This is a genomic window from Occallatibacter sp. (assembly GCF_035317045.1).
In the GTDB taxonomy this organism is placed as follows: domain Bacteria; phylum Acidobacteriota; class Terriglobia; order Terriglobales; family Acidobacteriaceae; genus Telmatobacter.
Map to the genome: position 1 here is coordinate 86,884 of NZ_DATHHT010000002.1, position 17,452 is coordinate 104,335.

Here is a 17,452-nt window from a genome sequence, read left to right on the forward strand (position 1 = left end):
TAACTCAACCAAACGGTGCGCTAACATTCCCTGGTCTAATCTGGTGATATGGCGCGTTTCCGGCCGAAGTCTCCGGAAGAATCTGGCGGACGTCGCGCCACCACTGCAAAGTAGGCTTCTGGGACTCTGCAGGAACGCTAACCAATCCACTATGTGACGCCGTTATTGATCCTGCCGATTTTAAATGAATGAATCGGAACCCAAATCCGATGTAGTGACGCCTGTTGGCAACCGAACCGTCGACGGAACACGACCAGGTTACTGCCGCATCGTGGATAGCGTTCCGGGTTGCATTTTAGTGGCCGACGCCGAAGGACAGATTGTCTACGCAAATAAGTTCGCATTGGCAACTCTGGGACGTTCTCTGGAAGATCTTTTAGGGGCCGGATGGCTGAAGAGCCTGGATTGCAGCCCCATCAATGAGGCCGAGAAAACGTGGCGGCGATGCGTACAAGAACGGGAACCCCTCAATGCGATCTGGCGGTTCCGTCAACGTAATGATACATACAGATGGCAACACCTCAAGGCGGAACTGACCACCGACAGTGACTCCACGGCAGTCACATGGTACATCCTTGCTGTTGATGTCGACCAACTGTGCAAAGCTCAAGAAGCTCTCGCGCTCGATACGACCGCCCAAAAGAACGCAGAGCTGGCGCTGCTGCAATCTGAGCAGGAGATGCAGAGCGTGATGGATACGGTTCCCTCAATGGTGTGGTCGATGGCGCCTGATGGCAGCGTGACGTTCATCAATAGGAAGGTACGCGACTATACCGGAATGTCTCTTGATCAGATACGAAGGTCGGGGCCGCTCGAAATGATACATCCTGAAGAGCGAGAAACTGCAGGCAACGAATGTCAGAAGGCTTTGGCTAATGGCAGTCACTGCGAGGCTGAACATCGACTTCGAAGAGCAGATGGCCTGTATAGATGGCATCTGGTCCGTGCAGAGCCAATGAGAAACGAGAATGGTCAAATCGTCCAGTGGTTTGCAGTTTTTATAGACATTGACGACCAAAAACGCGCAGAGGAAAGGCTTCGCGAACTTCGCGCCAACGTGTCAGACACATCGAGAAACTCGATGGGCGCAGAGATTGCTGCATCCATTGCACACGAGATCAATCAACCACTGACCTCCGTTCTCGTAAACGCGCAGGCATGTGCGCGTTGGCTTAAAGTCGTTCCTCCAAAGGTTGAGCAAGCGGTCGCTTCAGTCGACCGCATTGTGAGAGATGCACGCGCTGTCAACGCGGTAATGCACAATGTCCGATTGCTATTCAAAAGGCAACCAGCCGTCAAAGCGCAATGCAATATGGTTGACCTCATCCAAGACGCTGTCAGCCTCATCAGGGAAAACGTAAACCGCCGATTTACTCCAATTGAATACGATTGCGAGGAACCAGTCCTCATGGTGCTCGCGGATCGTTATCAGATCCAACAGGTCATCATCAATCTTGTTGGAAATGCAATTGAAGCGATGCAAGGCAGTAGTCGATTACCTTCATTGCACATCCGTATCCTACGAAGGGCTGATGGTCAGGTGCTCACTGAAGTTATCGACAATGGATGTGGATTGCCAGTCCAGAATGTCGACAATATGTTCGACGCTTTCGTCACGACCAAAAAGAATGGAATGGGCATCGGGCTCTCCATCTCACGTTCGATCGTAGAGGCTCACGGCGGACAACTGTGGGCGGAGAACAATCCGGACTATGGAGCGAAATTCAGTCTGCTACTTAGTGTTCCAGAGACTGCACCTAGCCAACAACCAATACCTTAATACCGTATTCCATTAAGGCGCGGAAAGATTAAGTCGAAGCTTGCAGCTAATGCGAAGCGGGTCCGACCTGCGGACTAATTGGAATATGTAATTTCTTTCGTGCCTCAGTCTTGGATAGGATGACCTCGTGCCCTGAAGATGGGTTCGTCGGATTGAGACGAATTTGTAGGTTTTCATCAGTCCCTGGGCTGCGGCAGACTTTACGGTTTTACGCGGGGCGTCTCTCGACATCGCTGAGATGTGTTCTTAAAAAGGGAAGGACCGGTGTCTTCAGAGATGCTATCCATCGCATGGCCACGGACCCAACTCCAAATGCCGAAGAGAGGCTCCCCTTACACCGCGAATCTCGACGGTAAGACGCAGAAGGTCCAGTTCGCTGTTCAGGGGAACCTGACCCACACGGCGTACACGGACTGAGCCGAATGCAGTCACCTTGTTTCGCACAACAGTTCCGGTTGACACAACCGAAAGAGAAGGCACTGGAGGATCCGATGTCAGACACACAGACTCAAAAAGCAAAAAAACCGATTGTAATCCCGAAGCCAAACAGCGATTTCTACCAGACCTTTCAGATGCTGTCTGAGACGGAGCAAGCAACGGTCACGAAAGTCCGTGAATTTATGAAGGCATCGGTTGAGCCCATCATCAATGGCTTTTGGGAGAAGGACTCATTCCCGTTTGACGTTTTACCCGGCTTCCGGGATCTCCAGGTTATGGGATTGGGATACGAGGGGTATGGCTGTGCCGGTGGCAGCAATCTTCTGGCCTGCTACGTTGCGATGGAGATCGCCAAGGTCGACTGCTCCTTCGCAACCTTCTTCGGTGTGCATAGCGGCCTTGCGATGGGATCGATCTTCCTTTGCGGGTCGGAGGAGCAAAAGAAAAAGTGGTTGCCCCCGATGGCGCGTCTCGAAAAGATCGGCTCTTTCGGTCTCACTGAGCCTCTGGTGGGCTCTGGCGCCTCCCGTGGTCTCTTGACGAGCGCACGGCGGGAGGGCGACACATGGATTCTGAACGGCCAGAAGAAGTGGATCGGCAACTCGACGTGGGGTGATGTCACCATTATCTGGGCGCGAGATGTGGCTGATGGCCAGGTGAAGGGCTTCATCGTCGAAAACAAGACCACCCCCGGCTTCAAGGTTGAGAAGATCCAGCACAAGATGGCGCTGCGGGTTGTACAGAACGGACTGATCACCCTCGAAGACTGCAAGGTGCCGGAAGAGAACCGCCTGCAGAATGACACTTCCTTCCGTGACACTGCCCGCGTACTTCGCATGACCCGAGGCTTCGTCGCGTGGGAAGCTGTCGGATGCCAGATGGGCGCCTACGAAAATGCATTGCTGTACGCACAGCAGCGCGAACAGTTCGGCAAGCCGATCGCTTCGTTCCAACTCGTTCAGGACCTGCTTGTAAAGATGGTCGGCAACATCACCGCCTGCCAGTGCATGGTCATGCGGCTTTCCCAGTTGCAAGACCAGGGCAAGCTAGCAGACGAACATGCTTCGCTCGCCAAGGCGTTCTGCACCGTCAAGATGCGCGAAACGGTGGGGTTTGCAAGAGAGCTTCTCGGAGCGAACGGAATCCTTCTTGACTATAACGTAGGCCGTTTTGTTGCCGACTCCGAGGCGATCTACTCCTACGAGGGAACGCGTGAGATGAATACCCTCATCGTTGGCCGCGCCGTCTCGGGTTTCAGCGCGTTCATTTAATCAGACCCGCGTCTGTCACTACCGAGTTAGAGGCATAGATGATTTATACCCATTCCGTTGGCCGCGCCTTGCAATACTTCCCGCAGCACACAGCTCTGCTGCGGGACGGCCGGGCAGTAACCTTTCTGGAGCTGGACGTCAGAGTGAGGAAGATCGCTTCGGCGCTTCGGCGTCGCGGTTTGCAAAGTGGAGACCGGCTTGCTTTTCTAATGCCAAACGAGACCGACTACATCGAAATGGTGTATGCATGCAGCCTGCTGGGAGTCATCGCAGTTCCCATCAACACCCGTTACGCGGGCGTCGAGATCGATCGACTGCTGGAGGACTCGCAACCACGTGGCCTCATCCGGCATTCGATGTATCCCGCTCCGACGGTGCAACCCGATTGGGAGCACGTGATCGATCTCGAGCCCGTCGACGAGATTGAGGAGCAGCCCCACACAGAAGAGTTTTACGATCCAGATGCGATTCTCGTGCTCCTGTATACAAGCGGAACGACAGGACAACCAAAAGGGGCTGCGCTTACACACTCGAACGTCTTCTCAAACATTCATGATCTCAACTACTGGCTGGCGTACCGGGAGAGGGCCGTCTTTCTTCACGCATCGCCAATGTTCCATATCGCCGATTTTCCGGCATTGTTCGCGGCCCCTGTCTTCGGCGCCGCACAGATGGCCTTGCGGCGCTTTGACCCCGCATCGTTCTGCGCTTCCGTTCAGGCAAACGGAGTAACGCACACCGTTCTCGTCCCCTCCATGATCAACACGCTTTGCCAATTTGAAGAACTTCATAACTACAACCTGGAATCTCTCGATGTGCTGGCCTATGGGGGCTCGCCAATCGCTCCGGTACTCATAAAGGACATACGCAGGCTCCTGCCGAAGGTAAAGTTGCTGCAAGTCTACGGGTTGAGCGAGACCGGTTTTCTGACAGGGTTAACGGATGCTGAACACACCAATGACAGAATTCAGTCGTGTGGACGCGCTTGCCCCGGTATAGACCTGAGAGTCGTTCATCCAAATGGAGGACCAGCGCCTGCCGGCGAATTGGGCAACCTGGTAGCACGGGGCCCGGGCATCATGGTGGGCTACTGGCACGACATCGACGAAGACTCTCCGAAGGCAGAGTCTTCAGTCGACGAAACCACGAAAGCATTCAATGGCGGGTTCTTTCAAACGGGAGACATCGGCTTTCAGGACAAAGACGGCTACTTCTTCATTGTCGATCGAGCAAAAGAGATGATCGTCAGCGGCGGGGAGAATGTCTACTCCGGCGAAGTTGAAGCCGCCATTTATGAGATCCCCGAAGTGAAAGAGGCCGCGGTATTCGGCATCCCGGATGAGAAATGGGGAGAGTTGGTGGCTGCAGCCGTTGTTTTACGACCAGGAACCAAGTTGTCTGCAGACGAACTCGAGCAGTACTGCCGGACGCGGATCGCCTCATACAAGGTCCCTCGCCATATCGAGTTCATGACAGAGGAACTCCCCAAGTCCGGGTCGGGCAAGATTCTGAAGCGAGTTTTACGGGAGAAGTACTGGGCCGGGCAACCGAGGCGTGTGTGATGCGCCGGCCGCCAGAAGAGGGTTGAAGTACGAAGCAGATCCGGAAGATTGTGACGAGCTTCGCTCTTCAAAGATGACGAACAAATGGAGATGTTGGAGATCCTATGAGCGAAAACAATATTTTTTCTGGTTTGAAAATTGTAGACCTTGCGAGTTTTATCGCGGGTCCCGCAGCAGCAACAATCCTGTCCGACTTTGGCGCGGATGTGATCAAGGTCGAGCCGCCCGACGGAGAGCCGTGGAGAAACGGGCATAAGATCCCTCCTCAGCCGCATTCAGATGAGCCTTATCCGTTTGAATTGGCCAATCGAAACAAACGTGGCGTTGCGCTCAATCTAAAAGCTGCGAGCGCGCAGCAGGTTCTCGAGCGGTTAGCCAAATGGGCCGACGTGTTCATCGTCAACACTCCCCATGCCGCGCGCCAAAAATTGAAGCTCGAATATGACGATGTCGCGAAGTGGAATCCGCGTCTGATCTATGCGGATCTCACCGGATTCGGCGAGAAAGGACCGGACGCCGCTCTTCCGGGGTTCGATCTCACAGCCTTCTGGGCGCGAAGCGGTTTGTTATTTATGACGCGCGATGCTGGAGAGCCGCCGACGTGGCCCGTGGCCGGTAGCGGCGACAATGCGACTGCGGTCGCCATTTATGGTGCAATCGTGACCGCTCTTTATCGTCGCGAACGCACCGGCAAAGGATCCTACGTCACGACTTCGCTGCTCGCGGCAGGTGTCTGGTCGGCCAGCGTATCTATCCAGGCCGCTCTTTGCGGTGCGAGTTTCTATGGGCTGCACGATCGAGCACATCCCGCAAATGCAGGTTTGAACACGTATCGTTCTTCCGACGGCACTTGGTTCGTTGTGGTAGCTACTCCGGACAAGATACCTGCGGTTCTAAAGGCACTAGGTCGTGAGGATATCCTGACGGATCCGCGATTCTCGGATCCCGCTAAGCTGGCGCAGAACCGGCCGCAACTGACCGCAATGCTCGATGAGATCTTTGGTTCGCAGCCAATGTCGCATTGGTATGAGGTCTTCAATGGCGTTCACGTCCCGTTCGGCGCCGTGCGTGAGCCGCAGGAAGTCATTAATGATCCGCAACTGCGAGCGAATGACATCGTCGTTCCGTTCGAAGGAGCCGGCGCGAAGTTGACCTCAACCATCAGCAGTCCGATTCAAGTGCACGGTGTCACGAAAGTGCCCGCCAGGCGCGCGCCGGGAATCGGCGAGCACAACGATGAAGTGTTGAAGGAACTTGGATTCACAAGTGATGAGATCGCAGGCCTGCGTGCCAGCGGAGCAGCGCCGAAGGCGGCGCATGCTGAGGTGCCAACGCATGCTCCAGGGAAACCTGCGCAGGAGAGAGGAGAACTTGTATGAGCGCTGCAGAAGAAGCCACCAGCTTAGAAAACATCATGTATCAAGTCAAAGGATCGATCGCTTACATCACCATGAATAGACCCAAGGTGATGAACGCGCTCAACCGGAAGACCGTTGAAGAACTCAGCACCGCGTTTCATGCGGCGAAGGAGGATGTCACAGTCAAAGGCATCATCCTGACCGGAGTTGGAGAGAAGGCGTTCATTGCTGGCGCGGATATCGCTGAGCTTTCGACAATCGACGGTGAGAAGGCAGGTGAGTTCTCCGAGAAAGGCCAGGAGACGCTCTCGTTCATCGAGACACTCGGCAAGCCTGTGATCGCAGCGGTGAATGGCTTTGCCCTCGGAGGCGGTTGTGAGACGGCGATGGCGTGCACTATTCGCATTGCCGCGGAAAACGCGAAGTTCGGTCAGCCTGAAGTGAAGCTCGGGGTCATTCCCGGATACGGCGGCACGCAAAGACTACCGCGCCTCGTTGGCAAAGGCCGGGCTCTGCAACTGATTCTTACAGGTGACCTGATCGATGCCCACGAGGCCTATCGCATCGGGTTGGTGAATGAGGTTGTTCCTGCAGCGGACCTGTTATCGCGGTGTGAGGCCATTCTCAAGCAGATCGATGCAAATGCCCCGATCGCGATTGGTTACTCCATTGATGCGGTGAACAAGGGTATTGACACAGACCTTACTTCAGGACTGAAGCTCGAGGCGAAGTACTTTGGCCTTGCTGCCGGGACCGAGGACAAGAAGGAGGGCACTTCTGCCTTCGTCCAAAAGCGCGCTCCTCAGTTCCAAGGTAAGTGATTGCGTGGTGAACGCTGAAGCGAGAACCTCGCCGAGTCAATGTATCTATTCAAGCTCTACTACAGGAACATGTAATTGTTTCACTGGTGCACGGCTGCTAGTCTCGCGATGTAGTCACTGTTCGCAATTCCCCGATCACGACAAAAGCAGATGGAATCATGGCACCCAACACTTCAATAGTGGCGTTTGGACGAAACTCCAAACATCTTGTCGAACTCGAAGACGAGGAACTGCGGGACACGCAATTAGGCGAATGCTGCGAAGCATCGTACCGACACTCGCGGCCCCCTTCCAAGGTCAGTGGCGGAGCGCATGGCGCACAGACGGTACAGCGGACAGAAGTACAACAAGCACCAAGCAGGATTGAGGAACGGAACAGGGAAAGCGTTTTGCGATTCAGAGATGAATGGGTGAGGAATCGTGCGCGCGATATTCGGCAAGGGAGAAATTTCTCCTTCAATACCTGCTCAGAAGACACGGCTTCGATCACAGCGCTGAATGAGTTTTACAGGTGGCGTGTTTTCGAGGGATTTATGCCAGAAGATAGCGATGAGAACAAATTGGAAATCGTCATGATGAAGGGTTCACGCGATTTCGGAAGGTTCCCCAAAGATGTGGCCGCGGTTGAGAAGCTTCATATGTGCAGAAGCGTTTGCCGTGAAAATGGCCGACGAGTCTTTCTGAAGACTTGCCGCCTCCGCGCAAAGTCCCGAGGCTGACTGGAGCGAAGTATGACAAAAAAAATTCCCCTGGTTGTGATCGTCGGAGGTGGATTTGGCGGCCTTGCTGCGGCCAAGGCGCTTCGACGTGCTCCTGTCAACGTACTTTTGATTGACAGGTCAAATCATCATGTGTTTCAGCCCCTCCTATACCAGGTAGCGACATCGGTTCTAGCACCGGGTCAGATTGCATCCCCGCTCCGTGGTCTCTTGGCAGACCAGGAGAATACTTCAGTGATGCTAGGCAATGTGACCGGGATCGATTCGGCCACGCGGCACATAATCGTCGACGCCGGTGATCGGGAAGGACTACGGGTAGCGTATGACTATCTGGTGCTCGCGACAGGGGCCAGTCATAGTTACTTTGGACATAATGAGTTCGCTCACTTCGCCCCGGGATTGAAAAGTCTTGCGGATGCTGAATCCTTACGCAATCACATACTCACGGCATTTGAGGAGGCAGAGACTGAGGAGAATCCCGAGCGCCGGAAGGCATTGATGACATTTGTCATGGTGGGCGCGGGACCGACTGGCGTAGAGATGGCAAGCGCAATCGCTGTCATGGTCCGGACGACGTTACGGAAGAACTTCCGTCGGATCGATCCAAAGTCCGCAGATATCATTCTGGTGGACATGGCGAAACGCCCCCTTGGAACGTTCGCGGAAAGTCTCTCGGAAGCAGCAAGACTTCGTTTATTGGAATTGGGTGTTGACGTGCGCCTGGAGAAAGCAGTTCAAATGATCGATGCAGAGGGCGCAGTCGTAGGCGATGAGCGAATTCCAAGCAAGACGGTGATATGGACGGCAGGAGTTGCCCCATCGCCGGCCGGAAAATGGCTTGGTTGCGATGTAGATCGTGCAGGTCGCGTCCGCATCAGGCAGGATCTCACGGTCCAGAATCATCCTGAGATATTTGTAATTGGCGACACCGCGTCCCTTGATCAGGACGGGCGGCCACTCCCTGGAGTCGCGCAGGTTGCCATGCAGCAAGGACGTTACGTCGGAAAATCAGTCTTTCGGCAGATGACTGGGAAATCACCACTTCCCCCTTTTCGCTACTTCGACAAGGGCAACCTTGCCGTAGTCGGCAAGAATTTTGCCGTGTTACAGAGCGGGCGTGTCAGGATGAGTGGTTTCCTTGCCTGGCTCGTGTGGGCTTTGATCCACATGCAGTTTCTGGCGGAGAGCAGTTTGCGGTTTAGCGTCTTCTTCCAGTGGATCTGGACGTACCTCAGTGCGCAGCGCGGTGACCGGTTAATCATTGAACAGCGTGAGAATACCTAACGTGAGATTCCCATTGGCAATCGGCGTTCGGACGCCTCAGTTTGACTTCATTCCAGCGAACCTGATTTGCATTTTTGTGAACGCATTCAGCATCCGATCATCTCGGAGCGAGGGTTTATTGTGAATCGAAGGATCATCACATCGTGGCAGCTACAAGAGAGAAAATATGAATCGTAATCCCAAACTGTCCAAGCAGACACCGGTGACTTCCTTTCAGGTTGGGCATGGATTAGCATGCCTGATTCTCCTCCTCTCGTTATGCGCGGGCTCGACAGGTCAGGCTCAAAGCGGAACACAAAGTCCGGTCCCAGGGGCGGCCATCCATGTCACGCATGTCCTGGGGTTTGAAGGTGTGCGGCATAACGCCACCGGCCAATTAAGAATTAAGGGTGACGCGGTGCAATTTCAGCGCGATGGAAGTCTGACTGCCCAGGTGAAATTAAGCTCCATTGAGGACCTCTTTGTGGAGGATGAAGACAAGGAGGTAGGCGGCACGGCAATGATGCTAGGCAAAACTGCAGCTCCGTTTGGTGGAGGGCGGGTAGTGAGCCTTTTTGCACATAAGAAATATGACGTCCTAACAGTTGAATACCGTGATAACAATGGTGGTTTTCATGGTGCCATATTCCAACTCGACAAGGGACAGGGACAAACCTTCAAGAAGGATCTCGTAGCTAACGGCACTCACATCTCGTCTCCGGACGACCAAGCCACCACGCAAAGCGCTCCCGAGGTCAAGCAAAGAGGAGGTGCCCAGCCATGGAGTGTGCAGGTCGACAGAGTGGACCGCGGCGACGTCGGCCTTCAGCCATCCTTTGGAGCCGCCATCTATGAGAATCTCCTGGAAGAGCTAACCAAAACCAAGCAGTTTACACAGTCGTTCCGTGGCGGGGATCGCAACGCGAATGATGTTTCCAGCATCCTCACCCTGAAGACAACGGTGCAAAAATATACGCCCGGAAGCGAGACTCGACGGGCTGTCACAACCGTAAATGGGGCGACCAAATTGAACGTGCACGTTCAGTTGGTTACACGAGAGGGCCATGTTGTGCTGGATAAATCCGTCGATGGCAATGTCCGGTTTTTCGGGGACAACTTGCGTGCTACCCATAACTTGGCGCATAACATCGCGGAGACATTGAAACGGTCAACTCTGCCGGAGCGGGCCGAGCCGGTCTCCGATCGGGAAACCGGTCAATCCAAATAGAACGATTGTGAGATCCCGAGCCATCTCAACTGAATCAAATCAGAGAAGCAAAGGGAACGAGGCAAGGAGAAATCATCGTGAAATTGAATCTACATTGCGGATTGGTCATTGCTCTGTGGCTGGGAGCGTCAATTGCGTGGGCCGATTCTTTGGAGCTGAAGAATGGCAGCCTGATTAAGGGCAAGTTCATGGGTGGCACAGAGAGTGAGATCAGCTTCCAGGTCGGCTCCACGGTGCAGAAGTACAACCTCGCTGACATCGTCTCGCTCAAGTTTGATTCCGAAAGGGCAGCGAGTGACCAACCTGAGCCATCGACAAGTTCGCTTCCCAGCGAGCCGCAGCCGTCTGAGGATGCCGGCACGAAGACACCGGCGTATGTCACCATCCCGGCAGGAACGCGTATCACCGTGCGAACCATCGATGCAATCGATTCCACGCAGAATCAGGTGGGCGATCGATTCCAGGCCTCCCTCGAAGAACCGCTGCGCGTGGACGGCAACGAGATCGTCTCCAGGGATGCCGGCGTTTATGGTCGGCTGGCGGAGTCGAAAGAGTCCGGAACATTCACCGGTAGATCGCAGCTACGGCTGGAACTAACGGCGTTCGTGGTAAACGGGCAGACCGTGCCGATCGTGACGGGAGAATATGAACTGACCGGCAAGTCGCGCGGGGCAAGCACTGCGAGGAGAACGGTGGGCGGAGCAGCGGTGGGATCGATCATCGGGGCCCTCGCGGGCGGAGGCAAAGGAGCCGCAATCGGTGCGGGTGTCGGCGCGGGCGCGGGCGCCGGGTCAGAAACAATCACCAAGGGAGACCAAGTAAAAGTGCCGTCCGAGACGCTGATCGAGTTCACCCTGCAGCAAGATGTATCGATACCGACGAGCCGGAATTAGTTCTTTGGCAGAGTAACGATACGCAGCGCTGGTTCAGCGAATCGAAAACGAGCTGACACGGTTCGTCGGTGCGCTGCCTGATTCCCTTTAGTGTCAACCAGGGTTGGGGAGTACACTGGCTACCAATCGGGAGGCTATGAACAGTCGGTTTTGTTCCATTGAGTGTTCCCGAGTGTTGTCAACAACGGTTGATTTCGCTTCGCAGAGGAGCTCTTCATGTTGCCGCGCGCAAGGACGGTCAAGGCATGGAGGCACGCATTCCTCCTAGCCACATTTCTGGTGCTGGCGGGTTGTGCCCGGTCGCCAAACGCATCAGCGCCAAGCATCGCGATCACAAGAATTCCATCCGCCGACGGAAACAAGTACGACACAGTTGCTCCCATTGAGGGCACCGCGGCCGGCGTCCGCCCGGACCAGCAGATCGTGGTCTATACCAGAAGCGAGGAGTTGTGGTGGGTGCAGCCCGTCTCGGACCACCCTTTCACGCAAATCCAGAACGGTTCACGTTGGCAGAACCAGGTCCATCTCGGTACTGAGTACGCCGCGTTGCTCGTCGAGCCCGGTTATCACCCGCCGGAGACGGTGGAATCGTTGCCGTCAAAAGGAGATGGTGTCGACGCAATCACGGTCGTACTGGACAAGAGTGCACCGGCAAGTTCGACACAACCGAGGCTGCTGCATTTCAGCGGTTATGACTGGTCCGTACGGACAGCAGCAAGTAATCGCGCCGGCACAAGGAATTCATTTGATCCGGCGAACGCGTGGACGGACGAACGCGGCGCATTGCATTTGCGCATCGCCAGGAGCAAGAATAAGTGGACGTGTGCGGAGGTTAAGCTCATCCGCAGCCTGGGATACGGAACCTACAAGTTCGTCGTGCGCGATATCTCGCAATTGGAGCCCTCCGCCGTTCTAACGCTGCTGACGTGGGATGGGACCGGCGGTGAACCAAATCACCGTGAGCTTGACGTCGAAATCAGCCGCTGGGGCTACCAAGAGAACGAGAACGCACATTATGTCGTTCAGCCTTACTTCATTCCCGCAAATATGGTTCGATTTCGAGTTCCGAGCGGCGCGCTCACGCACTCTTTCCAGTGGAAGCCCGGTCGTGTGACTTTCTCAACTGCGGCCGGATCGCCGGCGCGCGTGATCCAACTACATACTTTCACCTCGGGAGTGCCATCTGCGGGTGGGGACGCGGTCCGTATGAATCTGTATGTCTTCAATAAAGGCGAGGTCCCCCTAAAAAATGAAATGGAAGTCGTGATTGAAAAATTCGAGTTCTTCCCGTAATGCGCGCATATCGCTTGGTCACGTTGGCGGTGATGGCATGCCTCCTCAGCGATGCACATGCGCTAGACCCACATCGCAAATTCTCTCAGTATGTCCGGGAGAAATGGAGCGCTGCGAATGGTCTGCCGGGCGGCGCGGTTCATGCTATCGCACAAAGCCCGGATGGCTATCTTTGGATCAGCACTGACAAAGGCCTCGTACGTTTTGACGGGTTCACCTTCCTGCCCGTGCCACCGAAGTCACTTCTGCCTCAAAACGATCCGATTCTTGGATTAATTACTGACTCCGAGGGCGATTTGTGGGTGCGCATGCAAACCGCAGGAATTCTTCGTTATAACCGTGGGAAGTTTGAGAGTCTTGCATCCGGACCCAATGCCACCGTGACTCAGGTGACGGCGATTGCACGGGAAAATGCCGCCGGAATATTGCTGTCGGACCTGGTCAGCGGGACCCTCCGACTGCGAAGGGGAAAGCTGGATCGGGTGGCTCCAGCACACATCCTGCCGGGAGCGGCCCCGGCGCTGTCGATTGCGGAAACTGCAAGTGGCAAAATCTGGTTGGGAACACTGGGGGCCGGCCTCCTTTATCTGGAAAACGGACGCGCCATTCGGGTTACCCAAGGACTCACGGAGAAGAAAATCAACTGCCTGCTGCCGGTTGGTGACCGTGACTTATGGGTGGGCACCGATCACGGACTGTTTCGATCGAGTGGTGCGGGATTTCGGCGTGTTGAATTACGGCCTTCGCTCTATGACCAGCCCGTGCTGACTATGCTTCGCGATCGCGATTCGAACATCTGGGTAGGTACTACGCAGGGTCTTTTGCGAATCAATGCGAGTGGTACTTCCTTTGCTGAGAAAGAGGGCATGCAGAGAGCCGGTGCTGTGAACGCGCTGTTTGAGGATCGCGAAGGAAATCTGTGGATTGGGAGTGCCATGGGACTAGAGCGCATCCGAGACAGCGCATTCATAACGTATTCCACGGATGAAGGACTCTCCTCGAATTCTAACGGCCCCGTCTATGTTGACGGGGAAGGTAGTGTATGGTTTGCTCCCGAAAAAGGCGGACTGTACTGGATTAAAGATGGCAGCGTTCAGCCTGTTGAGCCGGAGCTGTTCGAGAAAGATGTGATCTACTCCATTGTCGGTCGCGATCACGAAATCTGGATCGGGCGCCGACAAGGAGGTTTGACCCGTCTGACGTACCGTGGTGGAACCATCACAACAGAAACCTATGGCCGGGCAAATGGGCTGGAGCAAAACAGTGTGTACGCCACATACCTTGGTCGTGACGGAACGGTTTGGGCGGGTACCCTGAGCGGCGGCATCAGCAGACTAAAAGACGGAAAATTCACTACCTACACAACCACAGACGGACTGGCCTCGAACACGATCTCATCAGTCCTCGAAGGTCATGATGGAACGATCTGGTTTGGGACTCCAAACGGCCTGAGCGCATTCTCAAATGGGAAATGGAGGACCTATTCGCTCCAGGATGGACTGCCATCCGACAACGTAAATTGTCTCTTTGAAGATTCGGCCGGTGCATTGTGGATTGGGACCTCAGCGGGACTTGCGTACTTCCAAATGGGCCGGATGCACGCTCTTCAGGAAGTCCCGGAGTCATTGCACGAACAAATAGTCGGAATGGCGGAGGACAAAAGCGGAAGGTTTTGGATCGCGACCTCAAATCATGTTTTGCGCGTTCCGCGTGACAAACTGCAAAGCGGTGTTGTGACGGCAGCCGATGTTCGCGAGTATGGGCAGGCCGATGGTCTCGAGAGCACTGAAGGAGTGAAGCGGAGCCGTTCTGTAGTCTCAGACTCAGCGGGCAGGATCTGGTTTTCACTCAGTAGCGGCTTGTCGGTTGTTAATCCATCCCAGATCCCTGATAATTCAGTTCCTGCGCTGCCTCGCATCGAGGCGATCACCGCCGATAACAACACCGCAAACCTCGACGCCCCCATTCGAATTCCTTCATCTCCCAGGCGAATCACATTTGAGTACACGGGGCTGAGCCTCGCAATGCCCGGGCGGATTCGATTTCGATATTTCCTTGAAGGTTTCGACACTACATGGAGCCAGCCGGTTGCAGCGCGAGAAGCCGTTTATACGAACCTTGGGCCCGGCCCCTATCGATTCCGGCTTATCGCCGCCAACAGCGAGGGGCTGTGGAACGGGCCAGAAACTGCGATCGCTTTGAATGTCGCCCCGGCCTACTATCAAACATACTGGTTCCGATTGTCGTGCATCGCCGTCTTTATTGTGCTGCTCTGGGCCGTTTATCAAACGCGTGTTCACCAGTTGCAGGAACAAGAAAAGAAATTCCGCGAGGCAGTAGAATCCATGCCGGCCTTAGCTTTCGTTGTAGATCCCAAAGGCAATCGTACTTTTATGAACAGGGGCTGGCTCGAATACACAGGATTGAGCCCCGAAGAAGCGTCGGTGTCAGGGTGGGAGAAGACAATTCACTCTGATGATCTCAACCGTATTATCGAGCGGATGCGTGCATCGGCGACGACTGGCCAACCGCTGGATTATGAAGCACGGCTGCGCCGCGGATCGGATGGAGTCTATCGCTGGTTCCTGATACGCGCCGTGCCTTTGCGGGACAGGCGCGGGAAGATTGTGAAATGGTGTGGCGCGGCAACGGACATTGAAGACCGCAAACGTGCCGAACAGCTCCAGGCCGATCTCACCCATATTAGCCGGGTCAACGCGATGGGAGAACTGGTTGCATCGATCTCGCACGAACTCGCACAGCCCATCATGGCCTCAACCGTTAATGCCAAGGCGTCTTTGCGGTGGCTTCAGCGCGACCCGCCCGAACTGACGAGAGTTCGCGAAGGAACAGAAAAAATCGTTGAAGCGGGTACCCTTGCGTCGAATATTATCGACCGTCTGCGATCGTTGTATAAGAAAGCCCCTCCCAAACAGGAGCTAGTTGCGATAAATGAGGTCGTCGGCGAAATGGCCGGGATGATGAGAGCTGAGGCCAGAGGGCATGGAGTATCGATCCGCACCAATCTGAAAGACGATCTTCCCGTGACCGTGGCAGATCGTGTGCAACTGCAGCAGGTGCTCATGAACCTGATGCTGAATGGCATCGAGGCGATGAAGGACACGGGTGGCGTGCTTACAGTGAGGTCGCAATTGGGTGAGGACGGCCAGATCCAAATTTCTATTCATGACACAGGGCCCGGGCTTCCCATGGGCAAGGCTGACCAGATATTCGACGCATTCTTTACAACGAAGCCGGAAGGCAGCGGCATGGGCTTGGCAATCAGCAAGTCGATCGTCGAATCTCAAGGCGGCCGGATTTGGGCCAACGGCGACTGCGGGCGTGGCGCGACGTTCCACTTCACCTTGCCGGCGGCTTCCCCGGACACAAAGCCTCCCGAGGATGCAACGTAATTCGGCATTCGGCCAGAGTGGGTAGCCTCATCGCCTCGATGCGGTCTACTTCTTTTCCGCGACCAGGATGCAGACGCCGGACCAACGGTCATGCCCTACCCCTGGTGGGGGAGTTTCGCTTAAAGGGATCACGCCTACGTTTGTTGCGGCGAACGGATACCGTGCTTCGAGGTAGTTCCGAACAATTTGTGCACGGGCATAGGACGAGGCCAGCGCATCAGCAGGTGTCCCTGCATCTGCATACCCCTCGATGACTACGGGGTGCGCAAAGACCGAGTCACCGGAAGACACAACGGCAGCGTCGATCGCATGCTTGCCACGATCGCTTAGTTCCACTTCGCCATGCGGCCCTTGCTGAAAAAGGGCGTCAGCTTCTAGCCATATACGGGGGCTACGGTTGTGCGCCAGGAGCTTGCTGTGACGATATTCCTCCGGGGATAGGCTGGACAGAGTGTAGTACCCGCGGCGGTTGAAAAAGCCCTTCAAGAAGAAATTGTGTTTGAGAGCCTCGGTGTCTTCGGCCATGTTACCTGTTGCGACGTTGACATTGCTCAGGGATTGACTAATGTTCTGTCCCGCCGTAACTCCGTATGGGTCCGGACCCAAAGCCTGTGTCAGGCTTTGATGAACCTGCGTAATCGTCTCGTTGGCTTGAGTGGAAGCAGAATGAATCTGCGTCATTGTGTCGTCGAGCTTCCGAGGGAGCTGACGTTGCTGAACGTCCGCCACGATGCTGTTTACCCCGGCTGACGCTTGCTTCAAGTTCGAGGTTGTCGCTTGCACGGTCGATACGGTCTCGCGGATCTGATCTGCCACCTTTTCGTCGCGGAGGAGCATCCCGGCTGGTCCGCGCCCCTCTTTGAGTCCCACAAGCAGATCATTCGCATTGCCTATTGCGACATTTGCACCATCGAGGGCGACGTTGAGCTTACCTCCGACCTGCTTCAGGGTTGCGTCTGCATCATTCATGATCCCGAGGCCATTCGTGAGCAGATCGGACATGTTTACGGGAGGCTTGCTTTGGAGAACGGAATCAGCCTGCGCGATCGCAGCACTCGGTGATCCTGTGTGAATAGTCAGAAAAGTATTGCCAACAACACCTTCTGTATCGACCGTCACGACAGAGTCGGTTCGAACCAGGCCGTGGAACCGGTCGTCGACTTTCATCTGTACGCGAAAACGTCCATTCGGTGAATCAGGCACGTCGATCCTGGCCACTTGGCCTGCATCCATACCGGCAACTTGTACCTTCGAGCCCTTGGTGACGCCATCGAGATTGGCGAACTCGGTATACAGCAGCAAGTGATGCGAAAAAGCCTCGTGGCGGCTTCCAACGAGGAAGATACCGAGAGCAAACAACGCTGTCCCTGTGATGATGAAAATCCCTACAGCAAGATACCGTCTTGGCATAGC

At 55.1% G+C, this 17,452-nt stretch carries 11 protein-coding genes; 10 read left to right on the plus strand and 1 reads right to left on the minus strand.

The window, feature by feature from the left end:
• The first annotated feature begins 184 nt into the window (after positions 1 to 184).
• The 10 genes from VK574_RS00470 (at position 185) to VK574_RS00515 (ending at position 16,039) form a co-directional block, all read left to right on the plus strand.
• Positions 185 to 1,780: a PAS domain S-box protein gene (locus VK574_RS00470; RefSeq protein ID WP_472797798.1), complete on the plus strand. Its 1,596-nt coding sequence runs from the start codon at positions 185 to 187 to the stop codon at positions 1,778 to 1,780.
• Positions 1,781 to 2,271: 491 nt separating this feature from the next.
• Positions 2,272 to 3,489: an acyl-CoA dehydrogenase family protein gene (locus VK574_RS00475; RefSeq protein ID WP_472797800.1), complete on the plus strand. Its 1,218-nt coding sequence runs from the start codon at positions 2,272 to 2,274 to the stop codon at positions 3,487 to 3,489.
• Between the two features lie 38 nt (positions 3,490 to 3,527).
• A complete protein-coding gene (locus VK574_RS00480; protein WP_472797801.1) occupies positions 3,528 to 5,051 on the plus strand; it encodes a class I adenylate-forming enzyme family protein in 1,524 nt (507 codons plus the stop codon).
• Positions 5,052 to 5,155: 104 nt separating this feature from the next.
• Positions 5,156 to 6,430: a CaiB/BaiF CoA transferase family protein gene (locus tag VK574_RS00485; protein ID WP_472797802.1), complete on the plus strand. Its 1,275-nt coding sequence runs from the start codon at positions 5,156 to 5,158 to the stop codon at positions 6,428 to 6,430.
• Positions 6,427 to 7,230 (plus strand): enoyl-CoA hydratase-related protein, encoded by an 804-nt coding sequence (locus tag VK574_RS00490; RefSeq protein ID WP_472797803.1) that lies wholly within the window; start codon positions 6,427 to 6,429, stop codon positions 7,228 to 7,230. Before VK574_RS00485 ends, VK574_RS00490 begins: the two co-directional genes overlap by 4 nt.
• Positions 7,231 to 7,961: 731 nt before the next feature.
• Positions 7,962 to 9,233: an NAD(P)/FAD-dependent oxidoreductase gene (locus VK574_RS00495; protein ID WP_472797804.1), complete on the plus strand. Its 1,272-nt coding sequence runs from the start codon at positions 7,962 to 7,964 to the stop codon at positions 9,231 to 9,233.
• A 166-nt stretch (positions 9,234 to 9,399) separates the two neighbouring features.
• Positions 9,400 to 10,440: a hypothetical protein gene (locus tag VK574_RS00500; protein ID WP_472797805.1), complete on the plus strand. Its 1,041-nt coding sequence runs from the start codon at positions 9,400 to 9,402 to the stop codon at positions 10,438 to 10,440.
• Between the two features lie 77 nt (positions 10,441 to 10,517).
• A complete protein-coding gene (locus tag VK574_RS00505) occupies positions 10,518 to 11,333 on the plus strand; it encodes a hypothetical protein (protein ID WP_472797806.1) in 816 nt (271 codons plus the stop codon).
• A 216-nt stretch (positions 11,334 to 11,549) separates the two neighbouring features.
• On the plus strand, positions 11,550 to 12,626 hold the full coding sequence (locus VK574_RS00510) for a glycoside hydrolase family 16 protein (RefSeq protein WP_472797807.1): 1,077 nt from the start codon (positions 11,550 to 11,552) through the stop codon (positions 12,624 to 12,626).
• Positions 12,626 to 16,039 (plus strand): two-component regulator propeller domain-containing protein, encoded by a 3,414-nt coding sequence (locus VK574_RS00515; protein ID WP_472797808.1) that lies wholly within the window; start codon positions 12,626 to 12,628, stop codon positions 16,037 to 16,039. Before VK574_RS00510 ends, VK574_RS00515 begins: the two co-directional genes overlap by 1 nt.
• Positions 16,040 to 16,084: 45 nt before the next feature.
• Here VK574_RS00515 and VK574_RS00520 read toward each other — a convergent pair whose 3' ends face one another.
• Positions 16,085 to 17,449, minus strand: coding sequence for an MlaD family protein (locus VK574_RS00520; protein WP_472797809.1), 1,365 nt, complete (start codon positions 17,447 to 17,449; stop codon positions 16,085 to 16,087).
• Positions 17,450 to 17,452 lie beyond the last annotated feature (3 nt).

Coding starts and splice junctions, on each gene's coding strand:
- VK574_RS00500 (WP_472797805.1), top strand. CDS start 9,400: ATGAATCGTAATCCCAAACTGTCCAAGCAGACACCGGTGACTTCCTTT.
- VK574_RS00495 (WP_472797804.1), top strand. CDS start 7,962: ATGACAAAAAAAATTCCCCTGGTTGTGATCGTCGGAGGTGGATTTGGC.
- VK574_RS00510 (WP_472797807.1), top strand. CDS start 11,550: ATGTTGCCGCGCGCAAGGACGGTCAAGGCATGGAGGCACGCATTCCTC.
- VK574_RS00480 (WP_472797801.1), top strand. CDS start 3,528: ATGATTTATACCCATTCCGTTGGCCGCGCCTTGCAATACTTCCCGCAG.
- VK574_RS00515 (WP_472797808.1), top strand. CDS start 12,626: ATGCGCGCATATCGCTTGGTCACGTTGGCGGTGATGGCATGCCTCCTC.
- VK574_RS00520 (WP_472797809.1), bottom strand. CDS start 17,449: ATGCCAAGACGGTATCTTGCTGTAGGGATTTTCATCATCACAGGGACA.
- VK574_RS00485 (WP_472797802.1), top strand. CDS start 5,156: ATGAGCGAAAACAATATTTTTTCTGGTTTGAAAATTGTAGACCTTGCG.
- VK574_RS00490 (WP_472797803.1), top strand. CDS start 6,427: ATGAGCGCTGCAGAAGAAGCCACCAGCTTAGAAAACATCATGTATCAA.
- VK574_RS00470 (WP_472797798.1), top strand. CDS start 185: ATGAATGAATCGGAACCCAAATCCGATGTAGTGACGCCTGTTGGCAAC.
- VK574_RS00475 (WP_472797800.1), top strand. CDS start 2,272: ATGTCAGACACACAGACTCAAAAAGCAAAAAAACCGATTGTAATCCCG.